Raw genomic sequence first — 15,756 nt, 5'->3', positions numbered from 1 at the left:
GGGATCTCCTTCGATATGTCAGGTTGTTCCGGCGGGCGGCACGCGCAGCCAGAACGTCACGGGACCATCGTTGGTCAGGCTGACCTGCATCATGGCGCCGAACTCGCCGGTCTGCACCGACGGATGCGCGGCGCGCGCGCGGGTCACGAAATGATCATAGAGCCGACGGCCGTCCTCGGGCGCTGCCGCCGGGGTGAAGCTCGGGCGCGTGCCGCTGTTGGTATCGGCAGCCAGCGTGAACTGGGATACCACCAGCAAGCCACCCGCCGTGCCCTGGCCGTCGATGTTCTGCACCGGCAGGTTCATTTTGCCCTCGGCATCGGAAAACACCCGGTACGAGAGCAGCTTGGCCAGCAACCGCTCGGCCTGCGCCTCGGTGTCGCCGCGCTCGGCGCAGACCAGCGCCAGCAGGCCGGCGCCGATTTCGCCGGCGGTGCGGCCGTCCACGGTCACGCGCGCCTGCGATACGCGCTGGATCAGGGCGATCATCGCCGCCTCAGGCCAGCGTCACGCGCGCAAAGCGGCGCTTGCCCACCTGCACGACATACGTGCCGGCAGCCACCTTCACCGCCTTGTCGCTGACGGTCTCGCCATCGATCTTCACGCCGCCCTGCTCGATATTGCGGTTGGCTTCGGACGTCGACGGCACCAGGTTGGCCAGCTTCAGCAGCTGGCCAATGCCCAGCGGGGCGCCTTCCAGCGTCACGGCCGGGATGTCGTCGGGAATGCCGCCCTTCGCGCGGTGGTTGAAGGCTTCGAGCGCGGCCTCAGCGGCGGCCTGGCTGTGGAAGCGCGCGACGATTTCCTGCGCCAGCGCCACCTTGCAGTCGCGCGGGTTGCGGCCCAGCGCGATCTCTTCCTTCATGAGATCGATCTCGCTCATGGGGCGGAACGACAGCAGCGTGAAGTACTGCCACATCAGATCGTCCGAGATGCTCATCAGCTTGCCGAACATGTCGTTCGGGGCCTCGGTCACGCCGATGTAGTTGTTCTTGGACTTCGACATCTTCTCGACGCCGTCCAGGCCCACCAGCAGCGGCATGGTCAGGATGCACTGCGATTCCTGGCCATACTCCTTCTGCAGCTCGCGCCCCACCAGCAGATTGAACTTCTGGTCGGTGCCGCCCAGTTCGAGATCGGACTTCAGCGCCACCGAATCGTAGCCCTGCATGAGAGGATAAAGGAACTCATGGACCGAAATCGGAATCCCAGAACGGAACCGTTTGGTGAAGTCGTCGCGCTCCATCATGCGGGCCACCGTGTATTTGGCTGCCAGCTGGATCATGCCGCGCGCGCCGAGTGGGTCGCACCATTCGCTGTTGTAGCGGATTTCGGTCTTGGCCGGATCGAGCACCAGGCTCGCCTGCTTGTAGTAGGTCTGGGCGTTGGCCTCGATCTGCTCGCGGGTGAGCGGCGGGCGGGTCGAATTGCGGCCGGACGGATCACCGATCGTCGACGTGAAATCGCCGATCAGGAAGATCACCTGGTGGCCCAGGTCCTGGAGCTGGCGCAGCTTGTTCAGCACCACGGTGTGCCCGAGATGGATGTCCGGCGCCGTGGGGTCCAGGCCCAGCTTGATGCGCAGCGGCACGCCGGTGGCTTCGCTACGTGCGAGCTTCTGGAGCCACTCGGATTCAACCAGCAGCTCGTCGCAGCCGCGCTTGGTGATCTCCAGGGCGCGCATCACCGACGGCGTAAGTGGATAATTGGGCGCGGCGGCCGAGGACACTTCACTCATGGCGTAAGTCTTTGAAATCTATAAGGAAATTGCGACGGACGACCGAAGCCATTCTGGTATAATCCGCGCTTCGTGCCAGACGGGTCAGCCGTCGGCAAACCGCCACTCCAGGCGGCAATCAGACAACGCCCGCACCGCACCTCGGGGGAGGAAGGCAGACGAGAGATATCGTCGCGGCAGCGGCCTTGGCAATACCTAAAGCTTGAATTCTACGTGATGTGGTCTAGTCTCCGCGAAGTTTTCGCGCGTGAGCTGGTGGTCCTTGTTGACCCTACGAATCCCCAGCATACGCGCCGCCGCAAGCAGTTGACCGTTGCCGTCGGCACGGTCTTCACGCTTGGCATGGCGGCTGCGATGGGCGTTGCCCCCCGCAACGCCTACGATGATCCGCTCGCCCCGCGCGTGCTGCAGTCGCTGCGCATGCCCGACGTGCGCGAGCAACTCGAACAATTGACCGAAGTCGACGGCAACAGCGTCTACGTGCGCCAGGAACGCATGCAGCGCGGCGACACGATCGCCACGCTGCTGCGCCGCCTTGGCGTCGAAGATCCCGACGCGCAGTCCTTCATCCTCAAGAATCCCACCGCGCGTGGCCTGTTCAACCTGAATCCCGGCCAGACCGTGCAGGCCGAGATCGACGACAGCAACCTGCTGGTGTCGCTGCAGGCCAACCTGGGCGGCGACGCCGGGGCCTCGCGCGAACTGGTGATCGAACGCGTGGCGCCGGCCAAGGAAGGCGGCGACTTCACGTACAAGGCCCGCATCGCCACGGTCGACAACGACCTGCACTACGAGATGGCATCGGGCGCCATCGACACCAACGGCTTCTTCAAGTCGATGGATGCCGCCAACGTGCCCGACGAAGTCGTCAGCCAGATGATTTCGATCTTCTCCGGCGTGATCGACTTCCACCACGACATTGCGCGCGGCGACCGCTTCCGTATCGTCTACGAGGCCGGCTTCCGCGACGGCGCATTCGTGCGCAACGGCCGCGTGGTGGCGATCGAGCTGATCAACCGCAACACTTTGTACCAGGCGCTCTGGTACTCGCCGCAGGACGGCGAGCCAAGTGCGTATTACACGTTCGACGGCCGCAGCATGAAGCGTCCGTTCCTGCGTTCGCCGGTGGAGTTCTCGCGCGTGTCGTCGGGTTTCGGCGGCCGCGACCATCCGCTCCACCACAAGTGGGCGCAGCACAAGGGCGTGGACTTCGCCGCGCCGCAGGGCACCAAGGTGCTGGCGTCGGGCGAAGGCACGGTGGACTTTGTCGGCCAGCAGAACGGCTACGGCAACATCATCGTGCTGCAGCACGCGGGCGGGTATTCGACGTACTACGCCCACCTGTCGGGCTTTGCGGGCATCCGCGAAGGGCAGCACGTGGGCCAGGGCCAGGTGATTGGCTACGTGGGCTCCACGGGCTGGGCCACCGGGCCGCACCTGCATTACGAGTTCCGCTATAACGACGTGCCGCAAAACCCACTGACCACGACGCTGATGGAAGCGCCGACGCTCACCGGCAAGTCGCGCGCCGAATTCCTGAACTATTCGAGCGCCATGCTGAGCCGCATCAACATGCTGCGCACCTACAACGTCCTGACCGCCAGCAACTGATCCATGCCCACGGTGCCCAGCGACTGCTATATCGGCCTGATGTCGGGCACCAGTATGGACGGCGCGGACGGCGTGCTGGTGGATTTTTCCGGCGCGCACCCGGCGGTACTGGCCGCGGCGCATGCGCCGTTCCCGCCGGCGTTGCGCGAGGCGTTCGGCGCGTTGCAGCAGCCCGGTGAGGACGAAATCCACCGGGAGGCCGTGGCCGCGAACGGGCTGGCGCGCGTCTATGCCGAGTGCGTGGCCGAGCTTCTGCGCCTGGCCGATGTCGCGCCCGGGCACGTGACCGCCATCGGCGCGCATGGCCAGACCATCCGTCATCGTCCCGGGCTGTATGACGGGACTGGATACACGCGACAGACCCAGCATCCGGCCCTGCTGGCCGAGCTGACCGATATCGATGTCGTGGCCGACTTCCGCAGCCGCGATATTGCCGCGGGCGGCCAGGGGGCGCCGCTGGTGCCGGCCGTCCATGCGGCGCTGTTCGGTGCCCGCGACGAAACGCGCGTGGTCTGCAATATCGGCGGCATCTCCAATATCAGCATCCTGCCGGCCGCCCATTCCGGGCGACCGGTGACGGGCTTCGACTGCGGCCCCGGCAATGCGCTGCTTGACCACTGGGTGCAGCGGCATCGCGGCCAGCCGTTCGACGATCGCGGTGCCTGGGGCGCCAGTGGCAACGTCGCCGCTGACCTGCTGGCGCGCCTGCTGGCGGAGCCCTACTTTCGCGCGCCGCCGCCTAAAAGCACGGGGCGCGACCTGTTCCATCCGGCCTGGCTGCAAGAGGTGCTGAACAGCCTGCCCCGGCAGATCGCGGCCGCCGATGTGCAGGCGACCCTGGCCATGCTGACGGCCACGGCCATCGCCCAGGACGTCCAGATGCATGCCGGGAGTGCGCAGCGTCTGATCGTGTGCGGGGGCGGCGCATGCAATGACTACCTGATGGCGACGCTGGGCCGGCTACTGCCGGGCATCACGGTGCAGACGACTGAAGATTTCGGGGTGCCGGTGTCGCAGGTGGAAGCCATCGCCTTTGCATGGCTGGCGCGTCAGTGCGTGCGCCGGGCGCCGGGGAATGTCCCGACGGTCACGGGTGCGGCGGGGCCGCGCGTGCTGGGCGCCATCTATCCGCGCTGACTGGCGGGTGGGTTGCCCACGGGAATAAAAAAAGCGCACCGAGGTGCGCTTTTTTTGGCGTGATCGGATCGATCAGACCGAGAACGACGAGCCGCAACCGCAGGTGGTCGAAGCGTTCGGGTTCTTGATTACGAATTGTGCGCCGTTGATGTCTTCCTTGTAGTCGATTTCGGCGCCCACCAGGTACTGGTAGCTCATCGAATCGATCAGAAGCGTAACGCCATTCTTGACCAGCGTGGTGTCGTCTTCATTGACGTCTTCATCGAACGTGAAGCCGTACTGGAAGCCGGAGCAACCGCCGCCCTGCACGAACACGCGCAGCTTCAGCTCGGCATTGCCTTCTTCCTCGATCAGCTGCTTGACCTTGTCGGCGGCGCTATCGGTAAAGACGAACGGTGCCGGCATTTCCTCGGTAACAGGTGCCTCTGCGACTGCGTTCATGGGGAATTCTCCTGGTTAGATACGCCCGTATTCTAAGCGCTACTCACAAATCGTGCCGAAGCCCTTTGTTTTCAAGGGGCTCTGGACGTTTGGGCCACTTCAGGCCGTCACACTGGCGCCATCCGGCGCCTTCTCGCCGACCGTATCGGCCTCCGGCTTCACTTCTTCGGCCGTCTTCTGCTCTTCCTTGACCTCGGTCGGCTGTACATGGTTCGGCAAGGCGCGAATTTCACCTTGCACCAGCGGCACCAGCCGGCCTTCCACAATCGCTCCCTGATGCATTTCGAGCGCCGCATAACGCACTTCGCCGTAGACGCGCGCATGGGGTTGCAGTTCGAGCAACTCGGCGGCATGGACCGGGCCGGTCACGGTGCCGTTCAGGATCAGATGATCCACCCGCACCTCGCCTTCGACCACGCCTTTCTCGCTGATCACCAGCATGCTCGACTTGCCGTCTGCAGCCACGACATTGCCGCGCACGCGACCGTCCAGCCGCAATCCCCCGGAAAAGGTCACATCGCCTTCGATGGTGGCGTCCTGCCCTACCAGCGTGTCGATGGACAGGCCCTTCTTCTTAGAAAACAGCATGTTGTACTCCCTCTTTGCGCGTACTACGGCGTTGCGGTCTGCGTGGTCCGGACCTGGCCGTTCTGGACGATGCGAACCGATACGGCGCGGACTTCGGCGTCCTGCGGAATCGCCAGGTCGCCCTCGATGCGTTGGTAGTGCGTCAGCCGGATTGCCGGCAGCGGCGCATCGCCCGGCTGCGGCAACGTCAAGGTTAACGGCTTGTCATGTCGATTTGCCGAGATTGTGAATTGCACATCACCCTTAAATTCGGGCTGCTCCACAAACGCCTTTGACCCGCCCTGCATGATCAGCAGCCGATAGTGCAACGCACGGGGCTGCGTTTCATCCAGGGCAACCCGGAAGCTGCGTACGTGAATACCGGACGTGTCTCCCGTGGCGGGTAGCAGGGACTCGAAGAATCCCAGGTCCTCTTTCAGCTGAGCCACCTCGGCCTGGGCCGACTTGACCTGCTCGGCCATCCGCTCATGTGCTGTATGCGCCATTTTCAACTGGGCCTCGGCCGTGTTGGCGCTCTGCCGCAGGCTGTCGCGTTCAGTGGACACGTCGGCAAACTGCTGGCGCAAGCGGTCATGTGCCGCAACCAGGTCGGCATCGGTGCCGCGCGGTGCCGCCGAACGGCGCCCAGCCTCATACGCTGCCACACCCGCCACCGCTCCAACCACGCCCACCAACACAGCAACGAACAGCCAGCTTCGCCATGGCCGGTACGTCCGAACAATGGCCCGCCCTGCCCGCAGCCTGCCGCGTGGCCGCAGCGGCCGGTACTTCACCCCCATCGCAACATCCGTCCGGAATTTCTGTGACCCATCGTCTATTCCCCCGATCTGCAGGCCCGTGATTGTATCGCCGGGTGATCATTGCGCGAATGAAAAGTGTAAGAAATGGCAAGCGTGCATCAGGCTTGGGACGATTCCGCGGGCGGGCTGCACGGAGTACAGGCGAAAAAAAACCGCACGAGCAATCGTGCGGTTTTTTGGGCTGCCAGATCCGGCGAAACCGGATCCACGGGCAACAGCGAATTAACGCTTCGAGAACTGCTTCCGGCGACGTGCCTTGTGCAGACCGACCTTCTTACGTTCGACTTCACGAGCGTCACGCGTAACGTAGCCAGCCTTCGACAGGGCCGACTTCAGCGTTGCATCGTAGTCGATCAGGGCGCGGGTGATGCCGTGGCGAACAGCACCGGCCTGGCCGGTTTCACCACCACCGGTCACGTTGACCTTGATGTCGAACGTTTCGGCGTGAGCAGTCAGTTCCAGCGGCTGGCGCACGATCATCAGCGAGGTTTCGCGAGCGAAATACTCTTTGATGGGCTTGCCGTTGACGATGATGTCGCCCTTGCCCGACTTGATGAAGACACGAGCCACAGCGCTCTTGCGGCGGCCAGTACCGTAATTCCAGTTACCGATCATGGATATTGGCCCCTTTAGATTTCCAGCACCTTGGGCTGCTGTGCGCTATGCGGATGCTCGCCTTCGGCATAAACCTTCAGCTTCTTGATCATCGCGTAGCCCAGCGGACCCTTCGGCAGCATACCCTTGACAGCCTTTTCCAGGGCGCGGCCCGGGAAACGTTGCTGCATCTTGCCGAACGTGGTTTCGTAGATACCGCCCGGGTAACCCGAGTGGCGGTAGTACTTCTTGTCCTGTTCCTTGGTACCCGTCACGCGCAGTTTGGCTGCATTGACGATGATGATGAAATCACCGGTGTCGACGTGAGGAGTGAATTCCGGCTTGTGCTTGCCGCGCAGTCGGCGTGCCACTTCGCTGGCAACACGGCCGAGGACCTTGTCCGTCGCGTCAATCACGTACCAGTCGCGCTTTACCTCTGCAGGCTTGGCGGAAAAGGTCTTCATGATTTTTTCCTGATTTTGAATACTGCCCGAGATGACGGTCGCCGTTTTAGCGTCCTGTCAGCGGCCGGCCCTTTGGACCTGGCCTTCCTGCTTGTATTTGCAGGCTCTCCCTGAATCTTTTTCCGGGGGCAATGACCGGAAAGCCGACGATTATACGGGGCGTTCTCGCGATCGCACAAGCAAAGTTGTGGCTTTTCGTCAAGCTGACAGCATCAATCGGCCAGAAAAGCGCCGTCTGCGCCGCAGCAACTGGGGCGGCATCGGGGGCCGGGCTTGCGGTCGAACTGCAGTCGACCCTTGCAATCGACGAAAAAAAACCCAAGTCGTGTTGGACTTGGGTTTGAATCCACCAAAGGAGGAGGGTGGAGGAGACACCGGGCGATCGACGGGGCCGGTCATGGCGGGCGGTGCGGCGAGCGATTCGGGTACGTTACCGGCTTTCGCTTTCGCACTCTGGCGCGCTTCTCAGTGCCGTCGTTCGATGAAATGGATTATACATACGGCCCCTTCAGATGCAAGAAAATTTGCACTACGAAATGTGATTTCATAAAGTGAAATGACGTTGGCACCATCCAATTCTGACATTTACATTTATAAATCAATAACTTGATACGAAATCAGGCATGGTGCATGGGCGCCACACTAGAGGAAACCTTCAGAATCTTAGGGGTAATCCCGCACCTAAAGCCCGGGTGGCGATTGCCCTATACTCGCGGAATGCAAGCAGTACAACGCGCGCCGGCGTGAGCGTAAAAACACAATCAGGAACCGAGGAACGAAAAAAATGGAATGCAAAGTGACATGGTCCGGCCCCGAGGGCATGAGCTTCATCGCCCAGACCGGCAGCGGACACCTCGTAGCAATGGACGGCGCGCCCGATGGCGGCGGCAATAACCTCGCACCGCGCCCGATGGAAATGGTGCTGCTGGGCACCGGCGGCTGCACCGCCTATGACGTGGTGCTGATTCTCAAGCGTGGCCGCCAGGACGTGCGCGGCTGCTCGGTCAAGCTCGAAGCGGAACGCGCCGACGCCGACCCGAAGGTCTTCACCAAGATCAATTTCCACTTCACGGTGACCGGCAAGAACCTGGACCCCGCCAAGGTGGAGCGAGCCATCGAGCTGTCGCACGAAAAGTACTGTTCGGCGTCGATCATGTTGGCCAAGACGGCCGAGATCACCCACACCACCGAGATCGTGGAAGGCTGACCGGCCTGGGCGGCAAGCCCCGTCTCGCCTGCAAAGCAAAACGCCCGGCGCAGGGTCCCTGCGCCGGGCGTTCTTGTATCCGAAAGAGCAAAGCAGGCCGATAAGCCGGATTCTGTGCATACCGCGCGCCTTTGCAGGCACACGGCATGTGACAACCATTCCTCTAGGCCGGCCGTTACCGGACGGCTCCAGCTCCCTACCCGCAGACTCGGCGGGCCGCTTCATCGTCTGCCTATTTGGGATTGCTCCAGGTGGAGGTTACCGCGTTTCACCCTTCCCGCCAGCCGAAGCCGGCGGCAAGACTCGTCTCTGTGGCCCTATTCCGCACGTTGCCGTGGATGGCTGTTAGCCAACACCCTGCCCTGTGGAGTCCGGACTTTCCTCCCCTCACCCCCTTGCGAGGGCAAGCAGCGATTGTCTGGCCTGCTTTGCGGGCCGCAGTCTAACACCGAAGCCGCCCGCGGTCAGCCCTGGATGAGGTCGGCGGCCACCCGGCGTCCGGGACGGAACACGCTGGTATCGGCATAGAACGACGGATAGACGTTGTCATCGGACCAGCCCGGAATGCCCAGCACGGGCAACGGCGCGAAGCTGCGGCCGCCGGCAAGCCGGGCGGTGTCGGCGGCCCCGCCGAGCGAGCCGGCCAGCCGCCGATCGATTTGATCGAGCGGGGTATCGGGCGCAGCCGGAATCCACCATGCATGGGCCGTGACCGACTTGTACGGTTGCGTCAGCTTTTCCAGCAGTGCATGGCCGAACGGCACCACGGTACATCGGGTGTGCCACGCCTCGCGCTGCGAGACGAATAGCGCGTGCCACGCAAACCCGCGCAGCGCATCGAACAGCGAGGCATCCTGACTGACGAAAATGGCCGCATTCTCGTCGAACAGCGTTGCCGCATCACGCAAGCCGCCCCGCACCTGGCCTACGCCGTCGCGGGCGATGGCCTCGGCCTGCAGCCGGTTCAGCAGACGCTTAGTTTCGGGGAAATGCAGCCAGACGAGTGCGTTGAACGCATCGTGGAGATTGTCGCGCGTCGGCACCTGGCCGGTGGCGTGGATGTGGGTTTCGTAGGCGACGCCTTCGGGCAGGTCGGCCTGCGGCACGAACCGCAGCGGCAACCCTTGGGCGTTCCGCAGGTGAGGCAGCTGCGCGGCGCTCGCATTGAGCGCCTGGCGCAGGTCCCCGCCGGCAAAGGCCGGGGTGGACGCGGCAAACCCCGCAAACGGCCGGAACCACGGCCGCGTCCAGTCGATGGCGGACAGCAAGCCGCTCAGCTCGCCTTCCAGCGCAGCGTTTCGCCGGCGCGCAGCGGCACCAAGGTGGTATCGCCATACGGCAGTTCGGCCGGCAGTTCCCAGTCTTCGCGCGTCAGCGTAAGCGTGCCGGTGTTGCGCGGCAGGCCGTAGAACGCCGGGCCGTTGAAACTGGCAAACGCCTCGAGCTTGTCCAGCGCGCCGGCCGCATCGAATGCCTCGGCATAGAGTTCCATCGCGTGCAGCGCCGTGTAGCAGCCGGCGCAGCCGCAGGCGTGCTCTTTCAGGCCGCGGGCGTGCGGGGCGCTGTCGGTGCCCAGGAAGAAGCGCTCGCTGCCCGACGTGGCCGCCTTGACCAGCGCGTCGCGGTGGATTTCACGCTTGAGCACCGGCAGGCAGTAGTAATGCGGACGAATGCCGCCGGTGAAGATCGCGTTGCGGTTGTAGAGCAGATGGTGCGCGGTGATGGTCGCGCCGATCGGGCCTTCGGCCTCGGCCACGTACTGGGCGGCGTCGCGCGTGGTGATGTGCTCGAACACCACCTTCAGCTCCGGCATGTCGCGGCGCAGCGGCTTCATCACACGGTCGATGAACACGGCTTCGCGGTCGAAGATGTCGATGTCGCCATCGGTCACCTCGCCGTGCACCAGCAGCGGAATGCCTTCGCGCTGCATCGCTTCCAGCGTCGGATAGCAGCGGCGGATATCGGTCACGCCCGCGTCGCTGTTGGTCGTTGCGCCCGCCGGGTACAGCTTCAGCGCATGCACGAAGCCGCTGGTCTTGGCCGCGACGATTTCCTCGGGCGGCAGGTTGTCGGTCAGGTACAGCGTCATCAGCGGCTCGAACGCCACACCGGCCGGCAGCGCGGCCAGGATGCGGTCGCGATAGGCACGCGCCAGCTCGACCGTGGTCACGGGCGGCTTCAGGTTCGGCATGATGATCGCGCGCGCGAACTGGCGCGCCGTGTCGGGCAGCACCGCCGACAGCGCGGCGCCGTCGCGCACGTGCAGATGCCAGTCGTCGGGGCGGGTAATCGTAAGCTTCTGGGTCATGGGGACAAGCACAACTTAGAGAATCAGGATGGCGCGGTAATCGTTCACATTGGTGCGCGTGGGGCCGGTCACCACCAGGTCGCCCACGGCGTCGAAGAAGCCCCACGCATCGTGCGTGTCGAGCTTCTGCCGGGCCGAGACACCGGCTGCTTCGGCGCGGGCCAGGGAATCGGGCGCCAGCAGCGCTCCGGCATTGTCCTCGGACCCGTCGATACCGTCGGTATCGGCCGCGATCGCATGGATATCGGCCGCGCCGTCCAGTTCGATCGCCAGCGACAGCAGGAATTCCGAACAGCGGCCGCCACGGGCCCGTTCCGACGCCCCGCTCGGCAATGTGACCGTGCATTCACCGCCCGAAATCAGCACCACCGGCACGGAGAACGGCGCATTGTACTTGCGAATCTCGCGCACCAGTGCCGCGTAGACACGCGCCACCTCCTGCGCCTCGCCGGTGACGGTATCGCCAAGCAGCACCGGCTGGATGCCCTGGCGCCGGAACTGCGCGGCCGCGGCATCCAGGCTGCCATGGGCCGTGGCGATCATCCGATTGTCCACGCGGGCGAACAGTGCATCGCCCGGCTTTGGCGTTTCGGCGATCTCATCGCGTGCGCCGCGTTCCAGGTGCGCCTGGACGGTCTCGGGCACCGTGGCGCCGTAACGCTTGAGGATGGCCAGCGCATCGGCATAGGTGCTGGGGTCGGGCACGGTCGGCCCCGACGCAATCGCGCTGGGGTCGTCGCCGGCCACGTCGGACACGATCAGCGTGGTCACGGGTGCCCGGCTGGCCTGCGCGAGCCGTCCTCCCTGGATGCGCGAAATATGCTTGCGCACGATGTTCATGTCGGTGATCGGCGCGCCGCAGCGCAGCAATTCGCGCGTCGTCGCCTTCAGATCGGCCATCGGAATGCCTTCGGCCGGCAGAGACAGCAAGCTCGATCCGCCGCCCGACACCAGCACGATCAGCCGGTCGTCCGGACCCAGCGACTGCACCTGGGCCAGGATGTCGGCGGCGGCCTGTTCGCCGGCTTCGTCGGGCACCGGATGGCCGGCCTCGATCACGCGGATATGGTCGGTCGGCAGGCCGTGCGCGTACCGCGTCACCACCACGCCTTCGAGCGTGGCCTTGCCTGCGTAGGCCCGTTCGACGGCCAGCGCCATCGACGCGGCGGCCTTGCCGGCGCCCACCACCAGCGTCCGTCCGCCGGCATGGGGCGGCGGCAGGTGGCTGGCGACGATTTCCAGCGGATCGGCGGCCGCCACGGCGGCACGGAAGCTCTCAAGCAGCAAGGTACGGGGGCAGCCCTGGAAGTTCACAGCGCCCCCGCGATGGCCTGGCCCAGATCGGCCGTGGAGGCGGTACCGCCAATGTCGCGCGTCAGCGGCGCATGTCCCGGCCCGGCGGCCAGCACCTTTTCGATGGCCTGGAGCACGGCCGCGCCTGCCTCGGGATGGCCCAGGTGCTCCAGCATCATTGCACCGCACCAGATCTGGCCGATCGGGTTGGCGATGCCCTTGCCAGCGATATCGGGGGCCGAGCCGTGCACCGGCTCGAACAGGCTCGGATAGACCTTGTCAGGATTGATGTTGCCCGAGGGCGCCACGCCAATCGTGCCCGTGCAGGCCGGGCCCAGGTCGGACAGGATGTCGCCAAACAGGTTGCTGGCCACCACGACGTCGAACCAGTCCGGATGCTGCACGAAGTGCGCGGTCAGGATGTCGATGTGGTACTTGTCGACCTTCATGCCGGGGTAATTGGCGGCCATCGCTTCCACCCGCTCGTCCCAGTACGGCATCGTGATCGAGATGCCATTGGACTTGGTGGCCGACGTGAGATGCTTCTTCGGCCGTTTCTGGGCCAGCTCGAAGGCAAATTTCAGGATGCGGTCCACGCCATGCCGGCTCATCACCGTTTCCTGCACCACGATCTCGCGGTCGGTGTTCGGATACATACGCCCGCCGATGCTGGAATACTCGCCCTCGGTGTTCTCGCGCACCACGTAGAAATCGATGTCGCCGGGCTTGCGGTCGGCCAGCGGGCTCTTGATGCCCGGCATGAGGCGCACGGGCCGCAGGTTCACATACTGGTCGAACGAGCGCCGGAACTGCAGCAGCGACCCCCACAGCGACACGTGGTCGGCGATCTTCGCCGGCCAGCCCACCGCGCCGAAGTAGATGGCATCGTACTTGACCAGCGTGTCGAACCAGTCGTCCGGCAGCATTTTGCCGTGGCGCTCGTAGTATGCGTAGCTGGAAAAGTCGAAGTGGTCCCACTGGAAGTCGATGCCGAAGCGCCGCGCCGCGGCGTCCATGACACGGATGCCTTCCGGCATCACTTCCGTTCCGATTCCGTCTCCGGGAATGACAGCGATCTTGTATTGACTCATGGCTGGGAAGGGCGAGGTGGCGGGGGGCGCGGGCGCCCGGCTTGGCAGCATCGGGCACGCGCATGATAATGGCTGCATTCTATTGCAAAGCGGCAGCCCCCTGCCGCACGGTGCCCTCGCCATGTGCCAGCTGCTAGGCATGAACTGCGCCACGCCCACCGACGTGACGTTTTCCTTTACCGGCTTCGCCGCCCGCGGCGGTGTGACAGACCATCACGCCGACGGTTTCGGCGTGGCGTTCTTCGAGGACAAGGCCTGCCGGCTGTTCATCGACAACCAGTCGGCCGGCACGTCGCCAGTGGCCGAGCTGATCAAGCGCTACCCGATCAAGTCGAAGAACGTCATCTCCCATATCCGCAAGGCCACGCAGGGTACGGTGCTGCTGGAAAATTGCCACCCGTTCATGCGGGAGCTATGGGGCCGGCACTGGATCTTTGCCCACAACGGCGACCTGAAGGGCTTCACGCCGTTCCTGTCCGGGGTCTACCAGCCCGTGGGCGATACCGACAGCGAACTGGCCTTCTGCACGCTGATGCAGGGGCTGCGCAAGCGATTTCCGGGGTCGCAGCCGCCGCTCAACGAGCTGGGCCATGCGCTGGCGGACATCACCCGCGACATCACGCTGCATGGCGTTTTCAACTTTCTGCTATGTAACGGCCAGGCGCTGTTCGCGCACTGCTCCACACGGCTGTACTACATCGTGCGGCAGTGGCCGTTCTCGAAGGCGCATCTGATCGACGCGGACCTGTCGATCGACTTCGCGCAGGTCACCACGCCGGACGACCGCGTGGCCGTGATCGCCACCGCACCGCTGACCGACAACGAGACGTGGACCCAGTTTGCCCCGGGCGAGCTGATCATGTTCGAGGACGGCCGGCCCACCATGACGTGGACGGTACCGATTCCGCCCGAGGTACAGGCGAAGAACGCGGCCAATACGGCGTGTACTTGAGAGGGGCTGGGGGAGAGGGCGAGCGTGTCGGGCGCGACCATGCCGGATGACACCGACGGCCTTGCCTGATGTGGTTCCTTGCTGAACCACCCCTCTCCCCCCCTCTCTCCCCATGAGGGAAGAGAGAGCCAGGACATCGCCGCCTGCCCGCACCTGGGCGCGGCACGCGGCTCTGGCCTGTCAAACAACCGACGGCCAGACTTACGGCTTTCAGTGCTGCAGGATCTTCGACAGGAACTGGCGGGCGCGTTCCGAACGGGCTTCGATGTTGCCGAAGAACTCTTCCTTCGCGCAGTCCTCGACGATCTTGCCGGCGTCCATGAAGATTACGCGGTTGGCCACCTTGCGGGCGAAGCCCATTTCGTGGGTCACGCACATCATGGTCATGCCTTCCTGCGCCAGCTGCACCATCACGTCCAGCACTTCGTTGACCATTTCGGGGTCAAGCGCCGACGTCGGTTCATCGAACAGCATGCAGATCGGATCCATCGACAGCGCGCGGGCGATGGCCACGCGCTGCTGCTGGCCACCCGACAGCTGACCCGGATACTTGGCCGCCTGGCTCTTCAGGCCCACGCGCTCCAGGTACTTCAGGCCCTTGGCGGTGGCCTCTTCCTTCGAGCGGCCCAGCACCTTCATCTGGGCGATGGTCAGGTTCTCGGTGATCGACAGGTGCGGGAACAGCTCGAAGTTCTGGAACACCATGCCCACGCGCGAGCGCAGCTTGGGCAGGTTGGTCTTCGGATTGCCCACCGACGTGCCATCCACCAGGATGTCGCCCTTCTGGAACGGCTCCAGCGCGTTCACGGTCTTGATCAGCGTGGACTTGCCCGAACCCGACGGGCCGCACACCACCACCACTTCGCCCTTTGCGACCTGCGTCGTGCAGTCCGTCAGCACCTGGAAGGCGCCGTACCACTTGGAAACGTTATTAATTTCGATCATACGGCCACCTTTTTCTGATAACGCTTGACCAGCAGCGAAGCGGAGAAACAAATGATGAAGTACACGAGGCCGGCGAACAGCAGCATCTCCACGATGCGGCCATCACGCTCGCCAATGCCGTAGGCCTGGCCGAAGAAGTCCGCCAGCGCGCTCACGTACACCAGCGACGTATCCTGGAACAGGATGATGCCCTGCGTCAGCAGCAGCGGCACCATGTTGCGGAACGCCTGCGGCAGCACCACCAGCCGCATGGTCTGGCCATAGGTCATGCCCAGCGCCTGCGCGGCAAACATCTGCCCGCGCGACACGCTCTGGATACCGGCGCGGATGATTTCCGAGTAGTACGCGGCCTCGAACAGCGAGAACGCGATCAGCGCGGAAGTCATGCGAAGGTCCGAAGCCGCGTTCAGGTTGAACACCTTCTGCAGCAACTGCGGGATGATCAGGAAGAACCACAACAGCACCATCACCAGCGGGATGGACCGGAACAGCGTCACGTACGCCTGCGCAAACCAGTTCAGCGGCTTGCTGGACGACAGGCGCATCATTGCCAGAATCGTGCCCCAGACGATGCCGACGATCACCGC

The 15,756-nt window shown here is 64.2% G+C and carries 17 protein-coding genes and 1 other RNA gene; 4 read left to right on the top strand and 14 right to left on the bottom strand.

Going from position 1 to position 15,756, the window contains the following annotated elements:
- Nucleotides 1-18: 18 nt before the first annotated feature.
- Both dtd and tyrS read right to left on the bottom strand, forming a co-directional pair.
- On the bottom strand, nucleotides 19-489 hold the full coding sequence (gene dtd / locus CYJ10_RS03220; RefSeq protein ID WP_101680092.1) for a D-aminoacyl-tRNA deacylase: 471 nt from the start codon (nucleotides 487-489) through the stop codon (nucleotides 19-21).
- A gap of 7 nt (nucleotides 490-496) precedes the next feature.
- A complete protein-coding gene (gene tyrS, locus CYJ10_RS03215; RefSeq protein WP_101680091.1) occupies nucleotides 497-1,738 on the bottom strand; it encodes a tyrosine--tRNA ligase in 1,242 nt (413 codons plus the stop codon).
- A 216-nt stretch (nucleotides 1,739-1,954) separates the two neighbouring features.
- Here tyrS and CYJ10_RS03210 point away from each other — a divergent pair, with 216 nt between their 5' ends.
- On the top strand, nucleotides 1,955-3,349 hold the full coding sequence (locus tag CYJ10_RS03210) for a M23 family metallopeptidase (RefSeq protein WP_101680090.1): 1,395 nt from the start codon (nucleotides 1,955-1,957) through the stop codon (nucleotides 3,347-3,349).
- A gap of 3 nt (nucleotides 3,350-3,352) precedes the next feature.
- The gene (locus CYJ10_RS03205; RefSeq protein WP_101680089.1) at nucleotides 3,353-4,486 is read left to right on the top strand and encodes an anhydro-N-acetylmuramic acid kinase; all 1,134 of its coding nucleotides are present in this window, start codon (nucleotides 3,353-3,355) and stop codon (nucleotides 4,484-4,486) included.
- A gap of 72 nt (nucleotides 4,487-4,558) precedes the next feature.
- Here the strand turns inward: CYJ10_RS03205 and erpA are convergent, their stop codons facing one another.
- From erpA to rplM, 5 genes are all read right to left on the bottom strand, one after another.
- Nucleotides 4,559-4,927, bottom strand: a complete 369-nt coding sequence (gene erpA / locus CYJ10_RS03200) for an iron-sulfur cluster insertion protein ErpA (protein ID WP_066739489.1) — start codon at nucleotides 4,925-4,927, stop codon at nucleotides 4,559-4,561.
- 99 nt (nucleotides 4,928-5,026) lie between these two features.
- Nucleotides 5,027-5,515, bottom strand: a complete 489-nt coding sequence (locus CYJ10_RS03195; RefSeq protein ID WP_101680088.1) for a bactofilin family protein — start codon at nucleotides 5,513-5,515, stop codon at nucleotides 5,027-5,029.
- A 23-nt stretch (nucleotides 5,516-5,538) separates the two neighbouring features.
- Nucleotides 5,539-6,294, bottom strand: a complete 756-nt coding sequence (locus tag CYJ10_RS03190; protein ID WP_101680087.1) for a DUF6776 family protein — start codon at nucleotides 6,292-6,294, stop codon at nucleotides 5,539-5,541.
- A gap of 243 nt (nucleotides 6,295-6,537) precedes the next feature.
- Entirely contained in the window at nucleotides 6,538-6,930 is a 393-nt protein-coding gene (gene rpsI / locus CYJ10_RS03185) for a 30S ribosomal protein S9 (RefSeq protein WP_066739492.1), read from the bottom strand.
- Between the two features lie 14 nt (nucleotides 6,931-6,944).
- Nucleotides 6,945-7,373 (bottom strand): 50S ribosomal protein L13, encoded by a 429-nt coding sequence (gene rplM, locus CYJ10_RS03180; RefSeq protein WP_019447062.1) that lies wholly within the window; start codon nucleotides 7,371-7,373, stop codon nucleotides 6,945-6,947.
- Nucleotides 7,374-8,157: 784 nt separating this feature from the next.
- Here rplM and CYJ10_RS03175 point away from each other — a divergent pair.
- Nucleotides 8,158-8,580 (top strand): OsmC family protein, encoded by a 423-nt coding sequence (locus CYJ10_RS03175; RefSeq protein ID WP_101680086.1) that lies wholly within the window; start codon nucleotides 8,158-8,160, stop codon nucleotides 8,578-8,580.
- A gap of 85 nt (nucleotides 8,581-8,665) precedes the next feature.
- Here CYJ10_RS03175 and rnpB read toward each other — a convergent pair.
- From rnpB to CYJ10_RS03150, 5 genes are all read right to left on the bottom strand, one after another.
- Nucleotides 8,666-9,010: RNase P RNA component class A (gene rnpB, locus CYJ10_RS03170), an RNA gene on the bottom strand.
- 34 nt (nucleotides 9,011-9,044) lie between these two features.
- Nucleotides 9,045-9,848, bottom strand: a complete 804-nt coding sequence (locus CYJ10_RS03165; RefSeq protein ID WP_101680085.1) for a DUF3025 domain-containing protein — start codon at nucleotides 9,846-9,848, stop codon at nucleotides 9,045-9,047.
- Between the two features lie 5 nt (nucleotides 9,849-9,853).
- A complete protein-coding gene (gene pyrC, locus CYJ10_RS03160) occupies nucleotides 9,854-10,888 on the bottom strand; it encodes a dihydroorotase (RefSeq protein WP_101680084.1) in 1,035 nt (344 codons plus the stop codon).
- Between the two features lie 15 nt (nucleotides 10,889-10,903).
- Nucleotides 10,904-12,202, bottom strand: a complete 1,299-nt coding sequence (locus CYJ10_RS03155; RefSeq protein ID WP_101680083.1) for a glycerate kinase type-2 family protein — start codon at nucleotides 12,200-12,202, stop codon at nucleotides 10,904-10,906.
- Nucleotides 12,199-13,272 carry a tartrate dehydrogenase gene (locus CYJ10_RS03150; RefSeq protein WP_101680082.1) on the bottom strand — a complete coding sequence of 358 codons (1,074 nt, stop codon included), beginning with the start codon at nucleotides 13,270-13,272 and terminating at the stop codon, nucleotides 12,199-12,201. Before CYJ10_RS03150 ends, CYJ10_RS03155 begins: the two co-directional genes overlap by 4 nt.
- Before the next feature lie 121 nt (nucleotides 13,273-13,393).
- Here CYJ10_RS03150 and CYJ10_RS03145 point away from each other — a divergent pair, with 121 nt between their 5' ends.
- Nucleotides 13,394-14,224 carry a class II glutamine amidotransferase gene (locus tag CYJ10_RS03145; RefSeq protein ID WP_101680081.1) on the top strand — a complete coding sequence of 277 codons (831 nt, stop codon included), beginning with the start codon at nucleotides 13,394-13,396 and terminating at the stop codon, nucleotides 14,222-14,224.
- 210 nt (nucleotides 14,225-14,434) lie between these two features.
- On the opposite strand, the gene CYJ10_RS03140 is transcribed toward CYJ10_RS03145, so the two are convergent.
- Together CYJ10_RS03140 and CYJ10_RS03135 are read right to left on the bottom strand one after the other, a co-directional pair.
- Nucleotides 14,435-15,169 carry an amino acid ABC transporter ATP-binding protein gene (locus tag CYJ10_RS03140; RefSeq protein WP_101680080.1) on the bottom strand — a complete coding sequence of 245 codons (735 nt, stop codon included), beginning with the start codon at nucleotides 15,167-15,169 and terminating at the stop codon, nucleotides 14,435-14,437.
- Nucleotides 15,166-15,756: ABC transporter permease subunit (locus tag CYJ10_RS03135; RefSeq protein ID WP_101680403.1), on the bottom strand; the 591-nt coding region annotated here is incomplete at its 5' end. The genes CYJ10_RS03135 and CYJ10_RS03140, both read right to left, overlap by 4 nt.

The sequence above is a fragment of the Cupriavidus pauculus genome (genome assembly GCF_002858765.1).
Lineage (GTDB): Bacteria > Pseudomonadota > Gammaproteobacteria > Burkholderiales > Burkholderiaceae > Cupriavidus > Cupriavidus pauculus_B.
The sequence above is the reverse complement of the archived record's forward strand: the minus strand, read 5'-3'. Positions and strand labels throughout refer to the sequence as shown.